Raw genomic sequence first — 22,013 nt, 5'->3', positions numbered from 1 at the left:
GCTTCATGTCGCTCAGGAGACACCCCCAGCGACGTCAACGACAGACCAAAGCATCAGAATCCAGCCATGTCTTCATCACGCATCCTCGCTCCCGCCCTGCGTTCGCTCGTCCGTACCGCCGACGAAGCCGCCGCGCTGATCCGTCCCGGCATGACCGTCGCCATGAGCGGCTTCACGGGGTCGGGCTATCCGAAGGCCGTTCCGGCCGCGCTCGCCGCCCACATCGACGCGGCGCACGCGCGCGGCGAGGACTTCCGGATCAACGTGCTGACGGGCGCGTCGACCGCACCGGAACTCGACGGCGCGCTCGCCCGCACCAACGGCATCTCGATGCGCCTGCCGTACCAGTCCGACCCGACGCTGCGCGACAAGATCAACGGCGGCGAAGTCGACTACCAGGACGTCCACCTGAGCCACGTCGCGCAATACGCATGGTTCGGGCTGTACGGCGATCTCGATGTCGCGATCGTCGAAGTCGCGGGCATCCGCGAGGACGGGCTACTGATTCCGTCTGCCTCGATCGGCAACAACAAGACATGGCTCGAACGCGCGAAGCACGTGATCCTCGAAGTCAACTCGCGCCAGCCGCTCGGCCTCGACGGGATGCACGACGTCTATTACGGCACCGCGCTGCCGCCGCACCGCAAGCCGATTCCGCTGACGAAAAGCGACGACCGGATCGGCGAGCCGTACCTGCGCTGCCCGGCCGACAAGATCGTCGCGATCGTTGAGACGGATGCACCGGATCGCAGCAACGCGTTCTCCGCGCCGGACGCGACGTCGAAGCAGATCGCGCACCAGCTGATCGATTTCCTGCGCCATGAAGTGAAGCGCGGCCGCCTGCCGGAAAACCTGCTGCCGCTGCAGTCGGGCGTCGGCAACATCACGAACGCGGTGCTCGCGGAGCTCAGCTCGGCCGGTTTCTCGAACCTGACCGCGTACACCGAAGTGATCCAGGACGGCATGCTCGACCTGCTCCAGGACGGCACGCTGAGCTTCGCATCGGCCACCGCGCTGTCGCTGAGCCCGGCCGCCGTGCAGCGCTTCGCCGACGAAATCGCGACGTTCCGCGAGAAGATCGTGCTGCGCCCGCAGGAGATCAGCAACCATCCGGAACTCGTGCGCCGTCTCGGCTGCATCGCGATGAACGGGATGATCGAGGCCGACATCTACGGCAACGTGAACTCGACGCACGTGATGGGCACGAAGATCCAGAACGGCATCGGCGGCTCGGGCGACTTCGCGCGCAACGGCTACCTGTCGTGCTTCATGTCGGCGAGTACCGCGAAGGGCGGCGCGATTTCGCGGATCGTGCCGATGGCGAGCCACGTCGACCATACCGAGCACGACGTCGCGGTGGTCGTCACCGAGCAGGGCCTCGCGGATCTGCGCGGCCTGTCGCCGAAGCAGCGTGCCCGCAAGGTCATCGCGACCTGCGCGCATCCCGACTACCGGCCGATGCTCGAGGATTACTTCGAGCGTGCGTCGCGCGAGAGCTTCGGCAAGCACACGCCACACCTGCTCGCCGAGGCGCTGTCGTGGCACGAGCGGTACGTGCGTACGGGGACGATGAAGGCCTGACGGTTCGGCCTGCGACGGGCGCGCGCCCGTCGCATCGTCAATCCATCGCCGCATGCGCGATCTCCACGCTCGCCGTTTTCTGCGGCGGGCGGATCAGCAGCAACAGCGGAATCATCAGCAGCGTCGCGACGAACATCAGCTTGAAATCGTTCAGGTAGGCGATCATCGATGCCTGCTGGTTGATCGTGCGGTCGAGCAGCGCGAAGTCGAGACGGCTGCCGGCCATCGCCTGCACGGCCGGGTTGAACGGTGTGATCTGCGCGGCGAGATCGGCGTGCGACACCTGCGTGTTGCGCGTCATCAGCGTCTGCACGATGGAAATGCCGATACTGCTGCCGATGTTGCGCATCAGGCTGTAGGTGGCCGTGCCGTCCGCACGCAGGTCGGGCGGCAACGTCGAGAACGACAGCGCGCTCAGCGGCACGAACACGAGCCCCAGCCCGAAGCCCTGCACCACGCCCGGCCACACGATGTCCGCCTCGGACAGCACGACCGTGTACTGCATCATCTGCCATAGCGCGAGCGCGGAAATCGACAGCCCCGCGAGCAGCAGCATCCGCGCATCCACGTATTTCAGCAGCCTGCCGACGAACAGCATCGCGATCATCGTTCCGGCGCCGCTCGGCGCGGTGACGAGGCCCGTCGTCGCGACCGGGTAGCCCATCAGGTTCTGCAGCATCGGCGGCAGCAGCGCGCGCGTCGCGTACAGCACCGCGCCGACCACGAAGATGAACAGCGTGCCCGTCGCGAAGTTCGGGTCGCGCAGCAGTTCCGACTTGAAGAACGACGCCTTGCCGACGGTCGCGGTATGCACGAGGAAGAACGCGAAGCTGAGCGCCGCGACGATCGCCTCGATGCGGATCTCGTACGAGCCGAACCAGTCGAGCTGTTCGCCGCGGTCGAGCATCGCCTGGAACGCGCCGATCGCGAGCGCCAGCGTCGCGAAGCCGAACGCGTCGAATTTCACGTGCGGGCGCGGCGCGCGGGCGGGCAGGAAGGTCATCACGCCGGCCAGCGCGAATGCGCCGATCGGCACGTTGATGAAGAACACCCAGCGCCAGTTGTAGCTGTCGGTGAGCCAGCCGCCGAGCGTCGGGCCGAGGATCGGGCCGACCATCACGCCCATCCCCCAGATTGCCATCGCCTGGCCTTGCTTCTCGCGCGGGTTGATGTCGAGCAGGATCGACTGCGACAGCGGCACCAGCGCGGCGCCGAACACGCCCTGCAGCAGGCGGGCGCCGACGATCTGCACGAGTGTCTCGGACAGCCCGCACAGCGCGGATGCGACCGTGAAGCCCGCGATCGACACGATCAGCAGCCGCTTCACGCTGAGCCGGTCGGACAGCCAGCCGGTGAGCGGTGTCGCGATCGCCGCCGCGACGATGTAGGAGGTCAGCACCCACGTGATCTCGTCCTGCGACGCGGACAGCGTGCCTTGCATGTGCGGCAGCGCGACGTTCGCGATCGTGCTGTCGAGGGTCTGGATCAGCGTGGCGAGCATGATCGACAGGGTCAGCATCGGCCGGTTCAGGGCGGGCGAGGCGGGGGCGTCGGCGGCGGGGTTCAAGGGGGTGTCTCCGTGGGGCGGTCGCCGTGGGCGGCGATCCGGTATCGCTGGAATTATAAGCACGCTTATTATAGATCCGCTTATCGCCTGGCCGCGAGCGACGGGTGGCTGTCGGCTTGACCCTATAATCCCCGCATGGACAAGACCTACGAGAACCGGATCGGCTACCTGATTTCTGACGTGGCCCGCCTGAACGGGCGCCTGTTCGACCGGCGCGCGAAGCGCATCGGGCTGACGCGCGCGCAAAGCCGCGTGATCGCATACCTGACGTGGAAGGGCGAGATGAATCAGGCACGGCTCGCCGAATGGCTCGAGATCGCGCCGATCTCGCTTACCCGGTTGCTCGACCGGATGGAAAGTTATGGCTGGATCGAGCGCGTCGCGAACGACGACGATCGCCGTGCATTCGTGATCCGGCTGACCGACAAGTCGCGCGAGATCTTTCCGCAGATGCTCGAAGTGGGTGACACCGTCGTCGACGACGGTTTGCGCGGCTTCACGCCCGACGAGCGAGATACGCTGGTGCGGCTGCTCGGGCGCGTGCGCCACAACCTGATCGACTGCGGCGGGGAGTGATGGGCAGCGTCATCCGGGCCGGCCGGATGAATGGGTTGACCGCTACGGGAATACCGGGTGGCCGTGCGCAGGCGTGCCACGTTGGCCCGTATGACGGCATGGGCGTGGTCATTGCCGTTGCCGTTATGTCGGCGCGGCCATCGCTCGGCTCGCGCAGGACAAAGCGTCCGGCACACTTCGACGAAGCGCTTGTGCAAGCGTCGACGTCGGCTCCGTGGAGCCGGCGCTACCCGTCAAGGCTTCGGCAAGACGGTGTGCTCAACGGGGCAGCGCTGCCAGCGTGAACGCCGCCAGATAAAGCCCCACACCATACGACAGATGCGCGATGACACTGCGCCGGCGCGCGACGCCCGGGTGCGGCGTGCGCGACGCCGCGATGCCGAGGCCGAACGCGGGCTGCATCACGAAGAACGGCGCGACCACGCTGGCGAGGCCGGCGACGAGCGCGGGGAGCGGTGTCGGTGTGCCGATCCATGCCGTGCCCGCGATCGCGACGGGCAGCGCCGCGTACGCGATGCCGATCGCGTAATGCGCGATCCAGCCGAGCGTGCGTTCGCCCGACACGGGCGGCGCGGCGGCGATCGACACGTGCCGGAACCGGCCTTGCATCATGTGACCGATCCAGCGGCCGACCAGCGCATAGTCGAGCGACGGAATGCCGAATGCACGTCGGCGCAACAGCGCCCACAGATCCATCACGAGCGTCGCGCCCGTGCCGATCAGCAACAGGTTGAGCAGGACATCGGACAGGCTCATCGCGAACCACCGGCGCGGAGGGCGACGGCTGCGCGGCGCAGCGGGATACAGCGTGGATTCGGCGGTTTCATGGCAGTCAGGGCTTGTCTTTATGGAGTCGAGCGCCTATCTTGCAACCTCAAGTTCACTTGAGGTCAAGCATGAGTCGGCTGGACATTGCGGATGTGGCGCGGCGCTCGGGATTGCCCGCGTCGACGCTGCGCTACTACGAGGAAAAGGGGCTGATCGTCCCGATCGGCCGCCACGGGCTGCGGCGGCAATACGACGAGTCGGTGCTGGAGCGGCTGGCACTGATCGCGCTGGGCCGCGAGGCCGGTTTTTCGCTCGACGACATCCTCGCGATGGTGGACACGGGCGGCCTGCCTGCGATCGATCGCGCGAAGCTCGACAGCAAGGCCGACGAACTCGACCGCACGATCCGCCGTCTCGGCGCCGTGCGCGATGCGCTGCGGCACGCGGCCGTGTGCCCGGCGGCGAACCATCTCGAATGCCCGTCGTTCCAGAAGCTGCTGCGCATTGCCGCGCATCGCAATCCGGCGCGTCGCGCGAAGGCGGAAGGCGCATAGGTTGCGCGCCCGCGCGACGTGCGGGTGGCATCAGCAGTCCGGCGGCAGGGTGGCGGCGGTGCCGATCCCGGCCGGAATTCGAAAACGAAAACAGGAACAACGGGGTTGACGCGTGTCGTTATTGCTTGCGCCATTGCTGGTGCTTTATGTGCTTCCGGCCGCGTACGCGGCATCGAAGGTCGGGCCGCACTACGGATTTCTCGCGGGGTGCGCGACGATGGCGGCTGTGCTGGCGGCGCAGACAGCCCTGCTGACGTGGGGAACCGCCTGGGTGAAGCGACGGCGTGGGGGTATCGGGCAGCCCGAGACGGCCGCGCAGGCCGTACCGGCCGACAGTCCGGACGACGAACCGACTGACGGCGCCGAAGACGCCGGCGATGCCGACGACGCGCCCGACGTACCGCTTCGATACGGCGAGCATGCACGATTCAAGCAAGTGGATCCGATGGCTGGCGACGCGCGGTCTGACGTCGCGCGCATCTTCTACGACAATGCGAAGCGGAAGATCGAAGCGTTCGTGGACGTCGAGACGGGGCACGGCGATTCGGGCGCGTCGATGGTGTCGATGGCCGAACTTGCCGTCGAGGATGGGGGGCCGGCCGCGCCACCTGACCACACGCTGACCGTGTTCGTGTCGAACGACGGCGCATGGTCGGGGTTCCGCGTGGGCGACGACAGCTTCCGCTTCCGTCACGGCGCGATCACGAGATTGCGGCTCACGCGGGTGATACCGATACGCTGGAAGGGCGGCTACACGGTGACGTTGTGGTTCGACGTGCCGAACCGGAAAAGCGGCGCCGATTACGTGTCGTATTCGACCTGGTTCGATCTCGCAGTGGAATATTCCGGTCGCCGCACGCGCGCGCTCACTCATGCCTGTCGCGAGATCGCGTCCGTGCTCGGCGTGGCGTTCGACGTCGACGAAACCTCCGACGACTGACTGACTCAGCCCGCGTAGTACACGCGGCACTCCTGCTCGCGCCCGCGCACGATGCGCTTGCCGACGAGCGAGCCGACCGTTTCGGTGAAGACGGTGCGCTGGTGTTCGCGCTGCCCGGCGTCGTAGAAATAGAGCGAGACCCAGTCGGTCGGGCGGGAGGCCTCCGGCGTGCGCATCGCGGCAAGCAGGCACAGCGCCGTGAAATGCCAGCCGCCCTTGGTCATGTGCATGACGGGCGACGGCACGTAGCCGTCCACGTTCAGGCGCCGGTGCGCGAGCGTCGGCAACACGCCGGCCGCGGCCTTGTTGCGGTACAGGCGGTCGATGTAGAGCAGCAGTTCGACCGGGGGCTCGGTGCCGGGGCCGGCGTCCTGCACGTGGCCCTGCCAGCGCCGGCGGCGGCTCAGCACGTCGTCGAGCGCGGTGCGGATGCCGGCTGCGCGCCGCGGGCCGACGCCCGAGATCGTTTCGAGCTGGCCGTTGCGGGCCGCGCGTTCGAGCTCCTCGAGCGTATCGATGTGAAGCAGGTCGTGAATGCGTAACGCGAGCGCGTGGCCGATACCCGGCACCGCTTCGAATGCGGAGGTGCGTACGGCGTCGCCGCACAGCCGGTCGAGCTGCCGCCAGCGCCCGGTCACCAGCAGCTCGGCAATCGCCTGGGCGACGCCCGTGCCGATCTCGGGCAACGTACCGAGCGCATCGACGCCGCCGGACTCGAACAGCGTGCGGATGTCGAGGTCGAGCGCTTCGACCGTGCCGGCCGACGCACGGTACGCGGCGACCCGGTAAGGATTCGCGCCCTGGTCAGCCAGCCGTTGCGCCGCCTCGCGCAGGCAGGCCGCGATATGCCGGTTTTCCTCGTACGTTTGGCTGGCGCTCGTCTGCATCGCGAGGGACCCGGGGAAGCACAAACGGAATGGACACGGCGAACGATGCGCCGGTCGGCTGTTCATCATTGTCGCGACACGCGTTGAAGAAAACTTGACGCACGTCAATAGCAAACGTAGCACAGGTGCGAGGTGCACGGTCGTGCCGGTAGGGGCACGACCGTGCGTCGCGTGATGCGGTCACGCGTCGAGAAACGACTGCGCGTTCTCGGCCTCGGCGGCCGTGCGCAGCGCGGCGAGCGCCCGTTTCTCGATCTGGCGCACGCGTTCGCGCGACATGCCGGCGTCGTGCGCGATCGCATCGTAGGTATCGGGCTCGGCGCCGCCGAGACCGAACCGCCGGCGCAGCACGTCGGCCTCGGCCGGCGTGACCGACCGGAGCAGCGACCGCACACACTCGCGCATGCGCGTGTCTGCCAGTTGCTCGAACGGGCTGGCCGACGCCTGATCCTCGATCAGCTCCACGAGGCCGGTGTCCGCGTCGGGCAGCGGCGCATCGAGCGACACGGGCTCGGCAGGCAGCGCGAGCACCGCGCGCAGCTTGTCCTCGTCGAGGCCGGTTTCGACCGCGAGTTCGGCCGGTGTCGCCCGGCGCCCCGTGCGCTGGTGAAAACGCAGCGCATGCCGTTGCACACGCTGGTACTGGTCGCCCACGTGCACGGGCACGCGGATCGTGCGTGCGCGATCCGCGACCGCGCGCGCGATCGCCTGGCGGATCCACCAGGTCGCATAGGTCGAGAACTTGAACCCGCGCCGGTATTCGAATTTCTCGATCGCGCGCATCAGGCCGAGGCTGCCGTCCTGCACGAGATCGGGCAGGTCGACGCCGCGGTTCATGTACTTGCGCGCGATCGACAGCACGAGCCGCAGGTTCGCCTCGAGCATCGCGCGCGTGGCGTCGCGCACTTTCTGCTGGCCGTCGGCGAGCGCTGCGGCGAGTGCCCGCCGCGCGACCGCGTCGAAGCTGGCGGCTTCGCCTGCTTCGGTGCCGTGCGGCGCGGACGCGAGCGTGCCCACGACGCGGCTCGCGTCGTCGACCGCCGGTGCGAGCCACGCGATCGAGCCCAGCAGGGCGGCCATGCGGTTACGCGCGTCACGGTATTCGTCCGAACGGACGCCATGCGCGTGCAACGCGCCGCGCAGGGCCGCGACGGCCGTCTGCAGTGCGTCGTAGCTGGCCGGCGCGGCCGTGTCGGGGGCGTCGCCGTCGCCGTCGGAAGTCCCGGCGCTGCCGGTCGTCGCCGTCGCGCGGTGACGCGCAAGCAACGAGTCGACCGCCGCCGGATAGCCGGCGATCGCATGCAGGATCTGGTGACGGCCCGTCTCGAGTTCGCGGGCAAGCACGATTTCGCCTTCGCGCGTGAGCAGCGGCACCGCCTGCATGCGCCGCATGTAGAGCGCGAGCGGGTCGGTCGACGCGCTCGTGCCGCGTGCGAGGTCGCCGAGCATCGCGCGGCCTTCGTCGAGCGCATCGCGATCGACGTCGACCGGCGACGAACCGGCGAACGGCGCAGGCGCGGCCGGCTCGTCGAGCACGGCGATGCCGATGTCGGCGAGTGCGGCGCGCACGACGTCGAGCGCGTCGGGGCTGTCGCTTTCGGGCGGCAGCGCGTCGACGAGGTCGGCGTGGGTCAGATAACCCTGTTCGCCGGCGAGCGCCAGCAACTGGATGATCGGATCGAGCGGCGTGTCCGCCCGGGGAGTGGGGCGTGGCGTAGTCATGTCGATGGCGGCGTGAACCGCGCTCCTGTCTGGGCGGGCCGAAGCCCGCCGGTTTCGGGCCGCCGTTTGCTCGCGAACCCCGTCCGCGCCGGCCAGCCTGACATCGTTCAAGTTGAGGGCATTTGCGCGAACTTCAACGCGAGCGCGGCAGACCCATCAGCACGCGGCGTGCCTGCGCGCGCGTCTGATGCTGGAAACAAAAAGTAACCGATCATACCGGGCGGAAATCTGCAGGGGACGTAAGCTAGAGTCAGGCGCGCAGCCTGGCTGCGCAGCGCAGATTCCGCCGGAGCAAGAAATGACCCCGATTCCTGCCGCGAGGTGTGCGGTATTCGCGTTGACCACGCTGGCCCTCGGCGGCTGTTATTACACGAGTCCGTACGGCTATGCGCCGTATTACGCGCCGGCGCCGGCCACGCTGACGCAGCGCGAGATACCCGTTACGCCGGCTGCACCGGGTAGCGCCGCACCGAGCCAGGGCTCGACGGCGGTCGCGCCGCCCGTGGCCGACCCGGCTCCCGTCTACGTCGCGCCGGCCTATCCGCCGCCGTATCCCTATCCGTATCCGTACTATGCCCCCGCGTATTACCCGGGCTGGTACGGCTGGGGAGCGCCGGCGATCTCGGTCGGCTTCTGGGGCGGCTGGGGCGGTGGCTACTGGCGCGGACGCGGCGGGTACTGGCATCGTCCGTGGGGTGGCGGCCACTGGGGCGGCGGCCACTCGGGTGGCGGCTGGGGCGGGCATCGGCACTGACCGGCGCGCGGCGGCACCGCGCGGGAGAGCATCATGAGGAATTCGATTGTCCGAAGTCTGTACGTCGTCCTGCTCGGCCTCGCGGCCGCGCCGGGCGTCGCCGACGCGCAGAGCAGCGCCTACACGAACTCGCCGGCCGAACTGTTTGCGGGGCCGGCGCCCGACTATCCGGTGGTGGCGCAGATTCCACCCGACACGGCGCTGGACGTCTTCGGCTGCCTGAGCGACTACTCGTGGTGCGACGTCGCGCTGCCGGGCGTGCGCGGCTGGATCGATGCGCAGCTGCTCGAGTACCCGTACCAGGGCAGCTACGTGCCGTTGCTCGAATACGGCGCGATCATCGGGGTTCCGGTGACGGGATTCGCGATCGCCGCGTACTGGGATCGTTATTACCGGCACCGTCCGTGGTATCACGACCGCGATCGCTGGGCGCATCGTCCGGAACCGCGGCTCGGCCCCGGGGGCATGCCGCCGGGACAAGGCCGTCCGCAACCGGGCGGGCCGATGCAGGTTGCACCGGGCGGCCCGCCGCCCGTGCACGACGCGCGGCCGTCGGCTGCACGCGGCGGCTGGAACGGCGCGATCCGCACACCGCCGCCGGCAGCACCGGCGCCTTCACCGATGCCGGGCGGGGCGGGTAACGCGCGTCCGGCCGGCCCGCCGCCGGCCGTGCTGCGCCCGCCGCCCGCACCGGGAGGCGAGGCGCGCCCGATGCCGCCACCGATGCACCAGGGAGGCGAGGCGCGTCCGATGCCGCCGGCGATGCACCAGGGAGGCGACGCGCGTCCGATGCCGCCGCCGGTGCGTCAGGGAGGCGGGGGCGGCGGCGGTTATGCGCGGCCGCAAGGTGGTGGAAACGGTGGCGGTAACCACGGTGGTGGCGGAGGCGGTGGCCCCGAGGATTTCCGTCACTGATGTCGCCGGCGCTGGGGATTCCCGGGCGCCGGACGAAAAAAAGCCGCTCCGGAGAGCGGCTTCCACAGCGGCGCGGGCGGGTTGTCCTGCCCCCAGCCCCACCGGCTGCGCGTGGCGGGCAGCCGGCCGTACTACTCGCGTCAGTCGTCGAGCAACGACAGGTCGCGCACGGCACCCTTGTCGGCGGACATGACCAGCTTCGCGTAGGCCTTCAGCGCCGCGGACACCTTGCGCGGACGCGGCTGCGCAGGCTTCCAGCCCTTCGCGTTCTGCTCTTCGCGGCGGCGCGCCAGCTCTTCGTCGGACACGAGCACGTTGATCGTGCGGTTCGGGATGTCGATGCGGATCTTGTCGCCGTCGCGCACGAGGCCGATCGCGCCGCCCGCCGCGGCTTCCGGCGAGCAGTGGCCGATCGACAGGCCCGACGTGCCGCCCGAGAAGCGGCCGTCCGTCAGCAGCGCGCATGCCTTGCCGAGCCCCTTCGACTTGATGTAGCTGGTCGGGTAGAGCATCTCCTGCATGCCGGGGCCGCCTTTCGGGCCTTCGTAGCGGACGATCACGATATCGCCGGCCTTGACCTTGTCGTTGAGGATGTTCTCGACCGCTTCATCCTGCGATTCGGTCACGTGAGCCGAGCCTTCGAACACGTGGATGCTCTCGTCGACGCCGGCCGTCTTCACCACGCAGCCGTCGAGCGCGATGTTGCCCGTCAGCACGGCGAGGCCGCCTTCCTTCGAGAACGCATGCTCGTACGAGCGGATGCAGCCTTCGGCGCGGTCGAGGTCGAGGCTCGGCCAGCGCGTGTCCTGGCTGAACGCGACCTGCGTCGGGATGCCGGCCGGGCCGGCCAGGTAGAACGTGCGGACCGCATCGTCCTGCGTGCGGACGATGTCCCACTGGTCGAGCGCATCCTTCAGCGACGGCGCATGCACGGTCGGCACGTCGGTGTGCAGCTTGCCGGCGCGGTCGAGCTCGCCGAGGATCGCCATGATGCCGCCTGCGCGATGCACGTCCTCGATGTGGTACTTGTTCGTGTTCGGCGCGACCTTGCACAGCTGCGGCACGACGCGCGACAGGCGGTCGATGTCCTTCATCGTGAAGTCGATGCCGGCTTCCTGCGCGATCGCCAGCAGGTGCAGGATCGTGTTGGTCGAACCGCCCATCGCGATGTCGAGCGTCATGGCGTTCTCGAACGCCTTGAAGCCCACCGAGCGCGGCAGCACGCGTTCGTCGTCCTGCTCGTAGTGCTGGCGGGCGAGCTCGACGATCCGGCGGCCGGCGCGCTTGAACAGCTGCTCGCGATCGGCGTGCGTGGCCACCACCGTGCCGTTGCCGGGCAGCGACAGGCCGAGCGCTTCGGTCAGGCAGTTCATCGAGTTCGCGGTGAACATGCCCGAGCACGAACCGCAGGTCGGGCAGGCCGAGCGTTCGACTTCAGCGACGTCGGCGTCCGAATACGACGGGTCGGCCGCGATCACCATCGCGTCGACGAGGTCGAGCTTCTTCAGTTCGACGGTCTTGGTGACCGGGTTCGCGAGGCGCGTCTTGCCGGCTTCCATCGGGCCGCCCGACACGAAGATCACCGGGATGTTCAGGCGCATCGCGGCCATCAGCATCCCCGGCGTGATCTTGTCGCAGTTCGAGATGCAGACCATCGCGTCCGCGCAGTGCGCGTTCACCATGTATTCGACCGAATCCGCGATGATGTCGCGGCTCGGCAGCGAATACAGCATGCCGTCATGGCCCATTGCGATGCCGTCGTCGACCGCGATCGTGTTGAATTCCTTCGCGACGCCGCCGGCAGCCTCGATCTCCCGCGCGACGAGCTGGCCGAGATCCTTCAGGTGCACGTGCCCGGGCACGAACTGGGTGAACGAGTTGACGACCGCGATGATCGGCTTCGAGAAATCGTCGTCTTTCATGCCGGTGGCGCGCCAGAGCGAGCGCGCACCCGCCATGTTGCGGCCGGCGGTGGAAGTTTTGGAACGGTAAGTGGGCATTGTCGTTGCTGAAGAAATATCGCGGGAAAAGGGTGGAGGCACGGGGAATAAGGGCCTCTCTCGCGCCCGTGCGAACAACCTCTTGAGCTGCGCCCTGGGCAAACCCGGCGATTATCCCACAGCCGCCGCGGGCGTGGCGCCCGCGGGGCCGGCAACCGGCGCCGCAGGCGTGCCCGGCGTAAAACGTGCCGAAGGCCGCGGGACGGCCGCGCGACCGGGCGGGAAGCCGACCGGGCCGCGCATCGATCGGTGATCGCCGCGCGATCCGGCCCCGTGCGCGGGCGATCAGTCGAGCAGCGTCAGGATCTCGTCGTACAGCGCCTTCGGAATCCGCACGCCGTTCGCGATGCTGCGCGCGCGGGCGTCGAAGCGCCGTTGCGACGGCAGCCGCGCGCCCTGCGCGACGATCGATTCGAACATCCGCTCGCCGCGCGCGAGCCCCGTGTCGAGATCGTCGCCGAGGAACACCTTCGGGTCGAAGGCGATCACGAGTTCGCCATGGCACGGCGTCGCGCCGACGCCTTCGTCGAAGTCCATCGACTCGCGGCTCGTCATGTCGCCGATCAGCGCGCCGCCGAGCAACTCGACCATCGCCGCGAGCGCCGACCCCTTGTGACCGCCGAACGTGCGCATCGCGCCCTGCAGCGCGGCCTTCGGATCGGTGGTCGGCCGGCCCTCGGCGTCGATCGCCCATTCCGGGGGGATCGCCTTGCCTTGCTTCGCATGCAGCTCGATGTCGCCGCGTGCGATCGCGCTCGTCGCGAAGTCGAACACGAACGGCACGCCGCCCGGGCGCGGCCACGCGAACGCGATCGGGTTCGTGCCGAACACGGGCTCCCTGCCGCCTTCCGGCGCGACCCAGCTATGGCTCGGATTCATCGCGATGCCGACCAGCCCCTCGGCCGCGATCGCCTCGACTTCCGGCCACAGCGCGGAGAAGTGGTAGCAATGGTTGATCGTCATCGCGGCGATGCCGTGCTGTTTCGCCATCTCGACGAGCACGGGCAGGCCCGTTTCGAAACTCAGCAGCGAGAAGCCGCGATGCGCGTCGACCGCGACGATCGACGACGACAGCCGGCGCAGCGTCGGCACGGCTTGCGGATCGACCTTGCCCTTCTTCAGCGAACGCACGCAGACGAGCAGCCGATACACGCCATGCGAATGGCATTCGTCGCGCTGGCCCTGCGTGATCACGTTGGCGATGGCCCGGGCATGGGCGTCGGACATGCCGTGGTGCCTCAGCACGCGCAGCGCGAGCGCATGGACTTCATCGAGCGACAGGACGACTTCGGCGGTTTGCTCAGACATGGTTCACCTCGCGCGGCGCGGGCACGCCGTCGATGCGCTGCGGCACGTTCAGCGGATTGCCGTTGCGGATCGCGTCCGGCAACAGCGCATCCGGCAGGTCCTGATACGACACGGGGCGCAGGAAGCGCTCGATCGCACGCGCGCCGACGGACGTCGTGCGCGTGTCGGACGTCGCCGGGAACGGGCCGCCGTGCACCATCGCGTGGCCGACCTCGACGCCCGTGCCGAAACCGTTGACGAGAATGCGGCCGGCCTTGCGCTCGAAGGTCGGGCGCAGCGCGGTGAACAGGGCGGCGTCGCCGTCGGCGAGATGCGCGGCGATCGTCAGCTGGCCTTCGAGCGACTTCAGCACGCGATGCAGCGTGTCGGTGTCCGGGCAGCGCACGATCAGCGAAGCGGGGCCGAAGACTTCTTCGCGCAGTTCGGGATGCGCGACGAACGCGTCGGCCGAGGTCGCCAGCAGGGCGGCGCGAGCCTGCAGCCGGTCGCCTTCCGCGCCTTGCGCGAGCAGCTCGACCGCAGCGTGAGCGCGCAGCGCCGCGACGCCGCCTTCGTAGCTGGCGTGAATGTGCGGCGTCAGCATCGTTTGCGCGGGCGCTGCACGCACCGCGGCGGCGGCCGTTTCCTCGAACGCGCGCAAGGCGGGCCCGTCGACCGCGAGCACGAGGCCCGGATTCGTGCAGAACTGGCCGGCGCCGAGCGTGAGCGACGCGACGAACTGCGGCGCGATCGTGTCGTGGCGCGCGTCGAGCGCGGCGGGAAACAGCAGCACGGGGTTGATCGAGCTCATTTCCGCATAGACGGGAATCGGCTCGGGGCGTGCGGCCGCGATGTGCATCAGCGCGACGCCGCCGCGGCGCGAGCCGGTGAAACCGACGGCCTTGATGCGCGGATCGGCGACGAGCGCCTGGCCGATCTCGCGCGATGCGTCGAACAGCAGCGAGAACACGCCGGCGGGCATTCCGCATTCGCGCGCGGCCTGCTGGATCGCGCGGCCGACGAGTTCCGACGTGCCGGGGTGCGCCGAATGCGCCTTGACGATCACCGGGCAGCCGGCCGCGAGCGCCGACGCCGTATCGCCTCCGGCGACCGAGAACGCGAGCGGGAAATTCGACGCACCGAACACCGCGACGGGCCCGACCGCGACGTTGCGCAGGCGCAGGTCGACGCGCGGCAGCGGCTTGCGTTCGGGGCGCGCCGGATCGATCCGCGCGTCGAGAAAGCCGCCGTCGCGCACGAGCGACGCGAACAGCGCGAGCTGGCCGACCGTACGGCCGCGCTCGCCTTCGATGCGGGCGCGCGGCAGGCCCGTTTCGACGACGCAGCGCTCGATCAGGTCGTCGCCGAGCGCCATGATGTGGCGGCCGATCGCGTCGAGAAACGCTGCCCGTGCTTCGAGCGACGTTTCGCGATAGATGTCGAACGCGTCGTCGGCGAGCGCGCAGGCCGTCTCCAGGTCGTGCAGGCTCGCGCCGCCGAAGGCGGGCTCGAGCCGTTCGCCGGTGGCGGCGGCGAGTGCGTGGAGGGTGCCGTTCTGTCCGGCGACGGCGGACTGGCCGATCAGGAGCTGACCTGTGAGTTGCATGGTTTTCCTCGGAAAAAACAGGAGCCGGGCGTGGGGTGCCCGGCCGAAGGGATCATGGGAAACGGCGGGGGCGCGTCAGTCCTCGTCGTCGTCGAGCTGCAGCTTGTCGGAACGGACGCCTGTATTCGCCCCCCAGTAGTAGATGACGAGCGCGACGGCCGCGACCACAACCGTGTCGTACGGATGGGCGAGCCGGCCCGTGCCGCCGAAGCCGCCGAGATACGACAGCACGATCATCGCGGCATAAAACGCGATCAGCCACGCGGACGAGCGCACCTGCTCGGCGAGGCTCAGGTGCGCGGTCGGCACCCAGCGGCGGCACGCGAGGTAGATGACGAACATCACGATCTGCAGGCCGAGCAGCCAGGACACGGTGCTCCAGCCCGACCAGTAGACGATCAGCGCGGCGATCACGAACGATGCGGGGCCGGTGATGCCGAACGCCACCGCGCGGAACGGCCGCGGCAGGTCGGGCGCGGTGCGGCGCAGTGCGGCGACCGAGACCGGCGCGACCGCATAGCTCAGCACCAGCGCGGCGGACACGATGTTGATCAGCGCTTCCCACGACGGGAACGGCATCGTCCAGAAGATCGCGAGGCCGAACGTGAGCCACAGGCCCGCGCGCGGGATGCCCGACGCTTCGTCGACGCGAGTGAACACCTTGAAGAAGGTGCCCGTCTTCGCCCAGCCGTAGACGACGCGCGGCGTCGCGTTCATGTAGATGTTGCCGCAGCCGCTCGGCGAGATCATCGCGTCGGCGACGACCATCACCGCGAGCCAGCCGACGCCGAGTGCGAGCGCGATGTCGCGATACGGCAGCGTGAACGCCTTGCTGATGTCGTGCCAGCCGCCGGCGAGCATCGCGGTGGGGATGCTGCCGATGAACGCGAGCTGCAGCAGCACGTAGATCAGCGTGGACAGCAGGATCGACAGGATCAGCGCGATCGGGATCGTGCGCTGCGGATTGCGCACCTCGCTCGCGACCGACACGATCGGCGTGAGCCCGAGGTACGCGAAGATGATGCCGCCCGCGGACACGGCCATCTCGATGCCCGGCATGCCGAACGGCGCGAAGCCGTGCATGGTCAGGTTCGCGGGCTTGAAGAACGTGAACAGCACCGCGATCACCGACAGCGGCACGATGAACTTGAAGATGCTGATGATGTTGTTCGCTTTCGCGAACGTCTTCACGCTCGAATAGTTCAGGTAAAAGAAGAAGCACAGCAGCGCGGCCTGCACGAGCCAGCCGAGCGTCGTCGGGTCGCTCGATCCTTCGACCGTCAGGCCCGGAAACCACGCGGCCGCGTACTGGCGCGCGGCGACAACCTCGATCGCGATCAGGCTCGAAAAGGCGATCAGCGTGATGAAGCCCATCAGGTAGCCGAGCAGCGGGCCGTGCGAGAACACCGGGTAGCGGACCACGCCGCCCGCGCGCGGCAGCGCGGCGCCGAGTTCGCAGTAGACGATGCCGAGCAGCAGTACCGCGAAGCCGCCGAGCAGCCACGAGAAGATGCCGGCCGGGCCCGCGATCGTCGAGACGTGACTCGCGGCGAACAGCCACCCCGAACCGAAAATGGCGCCGAGACCGATGAACGTGAGATCGGTCAGCGACAGCTGTTTCTTGAACTTGCCGTGACCCGCGTCGGGGTGCGCGGAACGGGAAAGCGGGACAGACGGGTGTGCGTTGCCTTGGCCTGGCATGGGCTTGTCTCCTGGGGGGAATATCGGCACAGGCTCGAGGTGCGCCGCGCTCCGACGGAGCAGCGGCGCAGGCCTGCCGGCCGGCGTCGCCCGGTTCGAACGACCGGGGCGGGCGGCGGGGCGTTCGCGCGCGGCGCGGGTTGGCGCCGGTACGAACGGGCCCGCAGGCCATGCCGGACCGGAGACGGCGGCGCGCAGGCGCAGGGCCGGCGCACCGCCGCACGGGGAGTCGGTCAGAGACCGACGTCGGGCAGCGCCGGGCGCGTTTCGAGCGCCTTCGCGACGATGGCCTTTACTTCCGCGAGCGTGTCGCCCTGCAGCGCGAGGCGCGGCGGGCGCGTGATCGCGCTGCCGCGGCCGACCAGCTCTTCGCACAGCTTGATGCACTGCACGAGGTCGGGGCGCGCGTCGAGGTGCAGCAGCGGCATGAACCAGCGGTACAGCGCGAGCGCTTCGTCGAAACGCTTTTGCTTCGCGAGGCGGAACAGCGTCTCGCCTTCCTTCGGGAACGCATTCGACATGCCCGACACCCAGCCTTCGGCGCCGACGGCGATGCTCTCGACCACGACGTCGTCGAGGCCCGCGAACAGCACGAAGCGATCGCCGACCGCGTTGCGCAGGTCGATGAAGCGGCGCGTATCGCCCGATGAATCCTTGAAGCAGACGATGTTCTCGCAGTCCTGCAGCGCGATCAGCACGTCGGGCGTCACGTCGTTCTTGTAGATCGGCGGGTTGTTGTAGACCATCACCGGCAGGTCGGTGCTCGTCGCGACCGCGCGGAAGTGCGCGGCGGTTTCGTGCGGCTTCGCCGAGTAGACGAGCGCGGGCATCACCATCACGCCGTCGACGCCGACGCGCTGCGCTTCGCGCACCGTGTTGCGCGCGAATTCGGTCGTGAATTCGGCGATGCCGGCGATCACCGGAATCTTGCCGCCGGCCGCGTCGCGTGCAGCCTCGATCACCTGGAGTTTCTCGCTCGTCGACAGCGACGTGTTTTCGCCGACCGTGCCGCAGACCACGAGGCCCGACACGCCGTCGTTCACCAGGTTCTTCACCACACGGTGCGTGGCGTCGATGTCGAGGGAAAAGTCAGGCTTGAACTGGGTGCTGACGGCCGGGAAAACCCCGGTCCATTGAATGGCTTTGCGGCTCACTGAAATCTCCTACGTGTTTGTATCGGTCGGCCGACAGGCGTCGGTGTGGCAACCAGTATCGCCGCGCAAACGCCCATCACGCTTGAGTCGTATCGCGGAGCAAAATGACGAAATCGGCACAGCGGCCGGACGGCGCGGGAAGGGCGCTTCGCACTATGCCGATTTCGTCGTCGTCCTCATCGAAAAGCCACAAGCGGACGGACGCGCGACGGAGGAAGCTATGCTCCTTTCCCCACTTCGGACGGCTCATGATGAAGCGCATCCAGATCATCGATTCGCACACGGGCGGCGAACCCACTCGGCTCGTCGTGTCCGGTTTCCCCGCGCTCGGCAGCGGCACGATGGCCGAGCGCCGCGACGTGCTCGCGCGCGAGCACGACCGCTACCGCACCGCATGCATCCTCGAGCCGCGCGGCAGCGACGTGCTGGTCGGCGCGCTGCTGTGCGAGCCCGTGTCGCCCGATGCGGCGGCCGGCGTGATCTTCTTCAACAATAGCGGCTATCTCGGGATGTGCGGGCACGGCACGATCGGCGTCGTGCGCACGCTGCACCACATGGGGCGCATCGCGCCCGGCGTGCACCGGATCGAAACGCCGGTCGGTACCGTCGAGGCGACGCTGCACGACGACCTGTCGGTCAGCGTGCGCAACGTGCCCGCGTATCGCCATGCAAAGGGCGTCGCGCTCGACGTGCCGGGTTACGGCCCCGTGAAGGGCGACATCGCGTGGGGCGGCAACTGGTTCTTCCTGATCAGCGACCACGGGCAGCGCGTCGCCGGCGACAACGTCGCGGCGCTCACCGCGTATGCGTCGGCCGTGCGCGAAGGGCTCGAACGCGCGGGCATCACCGGCGCGAACGGCGGCGAGATCGACCATATCGAGCTGTTCGCCGACGATCCGGAGCACGACAGCCGCAGCTTCGTGCTGTGCCCGGGCCTCGCGTACGACCGTTCGCCGTGCGGCACCGGCACGAGCGCGAAGCTCGCGTGCCTCGCGGCCGACGGCAAGCTCGCGCCGGGCGCCGTGTGGCGGCAGGCGAGCGTGATCGGCAGCGTGTTCCACGCGAGCTACGAAGAAGCCGACGGCGGGATCGTGCCGACGATCCGCGGCAGTGCGCACCTGAGCGCGGAAGCGACGCTCCTGATCGAGGAAGACGATCCGTTCGGCTGGGGTATCGCGCCGTGAGCGACGCGAAGACGGATGTCGTCGTGATCGGCGCCGGCATCGTCGGCGCCGCGTGCGCGCACGAACTCGCGCAGCGCGGGTTGCGCGTGCTCGTCGTCGACGACGCGAGCGGCGGGGCGACCGGCGCGGGCATGGGGCACCTCGTCGCGATGGACGACAACGCGGCCGAACTCGCGCTGAGCCATTACTCGATCGAACTGTGGCGCGCGTTGAGCGGCGAGATGCCCGAAGGCTGCGCGTACCGCAACTGCGGCACGCTGTGGCTCGCGGCCGATGCGCACGAGATGGATCTCGCGCGCGCGAAGCAGGCGGCGCTCGCCGCGCACGGCGTGGCCGGCGAACTGATCGACGCGGCGGCGCTCGCGCAACTGGAGCCGATGTTGCGCGCGGGCCTCGGCGGCGCGCTGAAGATTTCCGGCGACGCGATCCTCTACGCGCCCGTCACCGCGAACTGGCTGCTGCAGCGCGCGCCGCGCATTACGCTGCGGCGCGACCGGGCCGTCGCGGTCGACGGCCCGAGCGTGACGCTCGCGAGCGGCGACACGCTGCGCGCGGAGCGGGTGGTCGTGGCGAACGGCGTTGCGGCGCGCACGCTGCTGCCCGAACTGCCGCTGCGCCCGAAAAAGGGCCATCTGCTGATTACCGACCGCTATCCGGGCCAGGTGTCGCACCAGCTCGTCGAGCTGGGTTATGCGGCGAGCGCGCATGCGAGCGACGGCACGTCGGTCGCGTTCAACGTGCAGCCGCGGCCGACCGGCCAGTTGCTGATCGGCTCGTCGCGCCAGTTCGACACCGAGGACGCGCAAGTCGAGCCGCCCGTGCTCGCGCGCATGCTGCGTCGCGCGGTGGGCTATCTGCCGGACCTGACCGACCTGAACGGCATCCGCGCGTGGACGGGGTTCCGTTCCGCGAGCCCCGACGGTCTGCCGCTGCTCGGCGAGCACCCGGCACGGCCGGGCGTGTGGCTCGCGGTCGGGCATGAAGGGCTCGGCGTGACGACCGCGCCGGGCAGCGCGCGGCTCGTCGCGGCGCTGATGGCCGGCGAGCGGCCGCCCATCGATATCGAACCGTATTTGCCGGGACGCTTCCTGACCGTGTCCCCTGTAGCCGGAGTGCTGACATGAAACGACCCCCACGCTCACTTCGTTCGCTGCCCCCCGGGGGGGCGGTCAGCCTCCTTGGGGCGGCCCGGCGGAGGCTGACATGATCATTCATCTGGACGGCCGCGCGCTGACGGTGGCCGACGGCGCGACCGTCGCGGCCGCCATTGCGGCGAGCGGCGACGACACGACGCGCGTGTCGTGCACGGGCGCGGCGCGCGCGCCGTTTTGCGGGATGGGCATCTGCCAGGAGTGCCGGATGACGATCGACGGGCGGCGCCGGCTGGCTTGCCAGACGTTGTGCCGTGACGGGATGCAGGTGGAGCGTACGCGATGAAACAGGAACGACTGAGCGTCGACATCGCGATCGTCGGCGCGGGCCCGGCCGGGCTGTCGGCCGCGCGGGCCGCCGCACGAAGCGGTGCGACGGTGGCGATCGTCGACGACAATCCGCGCGCGGGCGGGCAGATCTGGCGACAGGGCGCAGCGGCCACGCCCGCGCCGGTCGCCACCGAGCGGCTCGCCGTATTGCGGCAGCCGAACGTCACGCATCTCGCGGCGACCCGCATCGTCGCCGAAACGCAGCCGGGCACGCTGCTGCTCGAAGACGACGAACGCGGGCTGCTGCTCGATTTCCGGACGCTGATTCTCTGCTGCGGCGCACGCGAACTGCTGCTGCCGTTTCCGGGCTGGACGCTGCCAGGCGTCACCGGTGCGGGCGGCCTGCAGGCGCTGGTCAAGTACGGCCTCGACGTGCGCGGACAGCGCACGGTGATCGCGGGCAGCGGGCCGTTGCTGCTGGCGAGCGCGGCGACGGCCCGCCAGGCCGGTGCGCGCGTGTCGCACGTGCTCGAACAGGCAGGCTGGGGCGATGTGGCCGGCTTCGGCGCCGGGCTGTGGCGCTGGCCGTCGAAGCTCGCGCAGGCCGCGAAGCTCGTCACGGCTGCGTACCGGGCCGATGCGCATGTCGTCGAGGCGTTCGGCGACAAGCGGCTCGAACGCGTGCGGATCCGGCACGGCGACCGCGAGTTCGACGTCGACTGCGACCGGCTCGCGTGCGGTTTCGGCCTCGTGCCGAATACGGTGCTGCCGAGCCATCTCGGCTGCCGGATCGACAACGGGGCGGTAGCGGTCGATGCACACCAGCGTACGAGCCGCGACGGGGTGTTTGCGGCCGGCGAGTGCACGGGCGTCGGCGGCAGTGAACTGGCGATGGTCGAAGGCGAGATTGCCGGCCATGCGGCAACCGGGCAGACGGCGCCGCTGGCTGCGCTCGTCGCGCGGCGCGCGCACTGGCAGGCGTTCGCGGACGCCGTGCGCGAACGGTTTGCGATCCGCGAGCCGGTCCGCCGGCTGGCGCGGCCCGATACGCTGCTGTGTCGCTGCGAAGACGTGCGTTTCGAGGCAGTCGCGCAAGCGCCGGGCTGGACGGCGGCGAAACTGCAGTCGCGTTGCGGGATGGGCGCATGCCAGGGCCGCGTGTGCGGTGCGGCTGCGCAGGCGTTGTTCGGCTGGACGCCGCCGGTACCGCGCACGCCGCTCGTGCCCGCGCGGGTCGGCACGCTGATGCTGGACGGTACGGCCTCCTGCGACGGCGCGTGACGGATCGCGGCATCACGGCATCGCAACATCGCAACATCGCAACATCGCAACATCGCAACATCGCAACATCGCAACATCGCAACATCGCAACATCGCAACATCGCAACATCGCAAC

At 69.2% G+C, this 22,013-nt stretch carries 19 protein-coding genes; 10 read left to right on the top strand and 9 right to left on the bottom strand.

Features of this window, described 5'->3' with window-relative positions; genetic code table 11:
• Window positions 1-66: 66 nt before the first annotated feature.
• A complete protein-coding gene (locus APZ15_RS18425) occupies window positions 67-1,581 on the top strand; it encodes an acetyl-CoA hydrolase/transferase family protein (protein WP_027791325.1) in 1,515 nt (504 codons plus the stop codon).
• A gap of 37 nt (window positions 1,582-1,618) precedes the next feature.
• Here the strand turns inward: APZ15_RS18425 and APZ15_RS18420 are convergent, their stop codons facing one another.
• On the bottom strand, window positions 1,619-3,148 hold the full coding sequence (locus APZ15_RS18420; protein WP_027791326.1) for a DHA2 family efflux MFS transporter permease subunit: 1,530 nt from the start codon (window positions 3,146-3,148) through the stop codon (window positions 1,619-1,621).
• A gap of 135 nt (window positions 3,149-3,283) precedes the next feature.
• On the opposite strand from APZ15_RS18420, the gene APZ15_RS18415 reads away from it, so the two are divergent.
• The gene (locus APZ15_RS18415) at window positions 3,284-3,724 is read left to right on the top strand and encodes a MarR family winged helix-turn-helix transcriptional regulator (RefSeq protein ID WP_021162076.1); all 441 of its coding nucleotides are present in this window, start codon (window positions 3,284-3,286) and stop codon (window positions 3,722-3,724) included.
• 258 nt (window positions 3,725-3,982) lie between these two features.
• Here APZ15_RS18415 and APZ15_RS18410 read toward each other — a convergent pair whose 3' ends face one another.
• A complete protein-coding gene (locus tag APZ15_RS18410; protein WP_027791327.1) occupies window positions 3,983-4,480 on the bottom strand; it encodes a DUF2938 domain-containing protein in 498 nt (165 codons plus the stop codon).
• A 140-nt stretch (window positions 4,481-4,620) separates the two neighbouring features.
• On the opposite strand from APZ15_RS18410, the gene APZ15_RS18405 reads away from it, so the two are divergent.
• Together APZ15_RS18405 and APZ15_RS18400 are read left to right on the top strand one after the other, a co-directional pair.
• Entirely contained in the window at window positions 4,621-5,046 is a 426-nt protein-coding gene (locus APZ15_RS18405; RefSeq protein WP_027791328.1) for a helix-turn-helix domain-containing protein, read from the top strand.
• A gap of 112 nt (window positions 5,047-5,158) precedes the next feature.
• On the top strand, window positions 5,159-5,986 hold the full coding sequence (locus APZ15_RS18400) for a hypothetical protein (protein ID WP_027791329.1): 828 nt from the start codon (window positions 5,159-5,161) through the stop codon (window positions 5,984-5,986).
• Window positions 5,987-5,991: 5 nt separating this feature from the next.
• On the opposite strand, the gene APZ15_RS18395 is transcribed toward APZ15_RS18400, so the two are convergent.
• Window positions 5,992-6,873, bottom strand: a complete 882-nt coding sequence (locus APZ15_RS18395; RefSeq protein WP_021162072.1) for a helix-hairpin-helix domain-containing protein — start codon at window positions 6,871-6,873, stop codon at window positions 5,992-5,994.
• A 180-nt stretch (window positions 6,874-7,053) separates the two neighbouring features.
• Window positions 7,054-8,595 carry a sigma-70 family RNA polymerase sigma factor gene (locus APZ15_RS18390; RefSeq protein ID WP_027791330.1) on the bottom strand — a complete coding sequence of 514 codons (1,542 nt, stop codon included), beginning with the start codon at window positions 8,593-8,595 and terminating at the stop codon, window positions 7,054-7,056.
• A 298-nt stretch (window positions 8,596-8,893) separates the two neighbouring features.
• On the opposite strand from APZ15_RS18390, the gene APZ15_RS18385 reads away from it, so the two are divergent.
• A complete protein-coding gene (locus APZ15_RS18385; protein ID WP_027791331.1) occupies window positions 8,894-9,349 on the top strand; it encodes a hypothetical protein in 456 nt (151 codons plus the stop codon).
• 33 nt (window positions 9,350-9,382) lie between these two features.
• Window positions 9,383-10,264: an SH3 domain-containing protein gene (locus APZ15_RS18380; protein WP_027791332.1), complete on the top strand. Its 882-nt coding sequence runs from the start codon at window positions 9,383-9,385 to the stop codon at window positions 10,262-10,264.
• A gap of 140 nt (window positions 10,265-10,404) precedes the next feature.
• Here the strand turns inward: APZ15_RS18380 and ilvD are convergent, their stop codons facing one another.
• From ilvD to APZ15_RS18355, 5 genes are all read right to left on the bottom strand, one after another.
• Window positions 10,405-12,264, bottom strand: coding sequence for a dihydroxy-acid dehydratase (gene ilvD / locus APZ15_RS18375; protein ID WP_027791333.1), 1,860 nt, complete (start codon window positions 12,262-12,264; stop codon window positions 10,405-10,407).
• 285 nt (window positions 12,265-12,549) lie between these two features.
• Window positions 12,550-13,572, bottom strand: coding sequence for an Ldh family oxidoreductase (locus APZ15_RS18370; protein ID WP_027791334.1), 1,023 nt, complete (start codon window positions 13,570-13,572; stop codon window positions 12,550-12,552).
• Window positions 13,565-15,157, bottom strand: a complete 1,593-nt coding sequence (locus APZ15_RS18365) for an aldehyde dehydrogenase (NADP(+)) (protein ID WP_027791335.1) — start codon at window positions 15,155-15,157, stop codon at window positions 13,565-13,567. The genes APZ15_RS18370 and APZ15_RS18365 overlap by 8 nt, the downstream gene beginning before the upstream one ends.
• A 75-nt stretch (window positions 15,158-15,232) precedes the next feature.
• Window positions 15,233-16,858, bottom strand: a complete 1,626-nt coding sequence (locus APZ15_RS18360; protein WP_027791336.1) for an APC family permease — start codon at window positions 16,856-16,858, stop codon at window positions 15,233-15,235.
• A 233-nt stretch (window positions 16,859-17,091) separates the two neighbouring features.
• Window positions 17,092-18,012, bottom strand: a complete 921-nt coding sequence (locus tag APZ15_RS18355; RefSeq protein WP_011547925.1) for a dihydrodipicolinate synthase family protein — start codon at window positions 18,010-18,012, stop codon at window positions 17,092-17,094.
• Window positions 18,013-18,263: 251 nt separating this feature from the next.
• Here APZ15_RS18355 and APZ15_RS18350 point away from each other — a divergent pair, with 251 nt between their 5' ends.
• The 4 genes from APZ15_RS18350 (at window position 18,264) to APZ15_RS18335 (ending at window position 21,898) form a co-directional block, all read left to right on the top strand.
• Window positions 18,264-19,196, top strand: a complete 933-nt coding sequence (locus APZ15_RS18350; RefSeq protein WP_027791337.1) for a 4-hydroxyproline epimerase — start codon at window positions 18,264-18,266, stop codon at window positions 19,194-19,196.
• Window positions 19,193-20,320: an NAD(P)/FAD-dependent oxidoreductase gene (locus APZ15_RS18345; RefSeq protein ID WP_027791338.1), complete on the top strand. Its 1,128-nt coding sequence runs from the start codon at window positions 19,193-19,195 to the stop codon at window positions 20,318-20,320. Before APZ15_RS18350 ends, APZ15_RS18345 begins: the two co-directional genes overlap by 4 nt.
• A 79-nt stretch (window positions 20,321-20,399) precedes the next feature.
• On the top strand, window positions 20,400-20,633 hold the full coding sequence (locus APZ15_RS18340) for a 2Fe-2S iron-sulfur cluster-binding protein (RefSeq protein ID WP_027791339.1): 234 nt from the start codon (window positions 20,400-20,402) through the stop codon (window positions 20,631-20,633).
• On the top strand, window positions 20,630-21,898 hold the full coding sequence (locus APZ15_RS18335) for an NAD(P)/FAD-dependent oxidoreductase (protein ID WP_027791340.1): 1,269 nt from the start codon (window positions 20,630-20,632) through the stop codon (window positions 21,896-21,898). Before APZ15_RS18340 ends, APZ15_RS18335 begins: the two co-directional genes overlap by 4 nt.
• The last annotated feature ends 115 nt before the right edge of the window (window positions 21,899-22,013 follow it).

It is taken from the genome of Burkholderia cepacia ATCC 25416 (genome assembly GCF_001411495.1).
GTDB classification, from domain to species: Bacteria; Pseudomonadota; Gammaproteobacteria; order Burkholderiales; family Burkholderiaceae; genus Burkholderia; species Burkholderia cepacia.
The sequence above is the reverse complement of the archived record's forward strand: the minus strand, read 5'-3'. Positions and strand labels throughout refer to the sequence as shown.

Coding starts and splice junctions, on each gene's coding strand:
- APZ15_RS18405 (WP_027791328.1), top strand. CDS start 4,621: ATGAGTCGGCTGGACATTGCGGATGTGGCGCGGCGCTCGGGATTGCCC.
- APZ15_RS18350 (WP_027791337.1), top strand. CDS start 18,264: ATGAAGCGCATCCAGATCATCGATTCGCACACGGGCGGCGAACCCACT.
- APZ15_RS18335 (WP_027791340.1), top strand. CDS start 20,630: ATGAAACAGGAACGACTGAGCGTCGACATCGCGATCGTCGGCGCGGGC.
- APZ15_RS18360 (WP_027791336.1), bottom strand. CDS start 16,858: ATGCCAGGCCAAGGCAACGCACACCCGTCTGTCCCGCTTTCCCGTTCC.
- APZ15_RS18390 (WP_027791330.1), bottom strand. CDS start 8,595: ATGACTACGCCACGCCCCACTCCCCGGGCGGACACGCCGCTCGATCCG.
- APZ15_RS18425 (WP_027791325.1), top strand. CDS start 67: ATGTCTTCATCACGCATCCTCGCTCCCGCCCTGCGTTCGCTCGTCCGT.
- ilvD (WP_027791333.1), bottom strand. CDS start 12,264: ATGCCCACTTACCGTTCCAAAACTTCCACCGCCGGCCGCAACATGGCG.
- APZ15_RS18380 (WP_027791332.1), top strand. CDS start 9,383: ATGAGGAATTCGATTGTCCGAAGTCTGTACGTCGTCCTGCTCGGCCTC.
- APZ15_RS18385 (WP_027791331.1), top strand. CDS start 8,894: ATGACCCCGATTCCTGCCGCGAGGTGTGCGGTATTCGCGTTGACCACG.
- APZ15_RS18370 (WP_027791334.1), bottom strand. CDS start 13,572: ATGTCTGAGCAAACCGCCGAAGTCGTCCTGTCGCTCGATGAAGTCCAT.
- APZ15_RS18410 (WP_027791327.1), bottom strand. CDS start 4,480: ATGAGCCTGTCCGATGTCCTGCTCAACCTGTTGCTGATCGGCACGGGC.
- APZ15_RS18340 (WP_027791339.1), top strand. CDS start 20,400: ATGATCATTCATCTGGACGGCCGCGCGCTGACGGTGGCCGACGGCGCG.
- APZ15_RS18365 (WP_027791335.1), bottom strand. CDS start 15,157: ATGCAACTCACAGGTCAGCTCCTGATCGGCCAGTCCGCCGTCGCCGGA.
- APZ15_RS18415 (WP_021162076.1), top strand. CDS start 3,284: ATGGACAAGACCTACGAGAACCGGATCGGCTACCTGATTTCTGACGTG.
- APZ15_RS18395 (WP_021162072.1), bottom strand. CDS start 6,873: ATGCAGACGAGCGCCAGCCAAACGTACGAGGAAAACCGGCATATCGCG.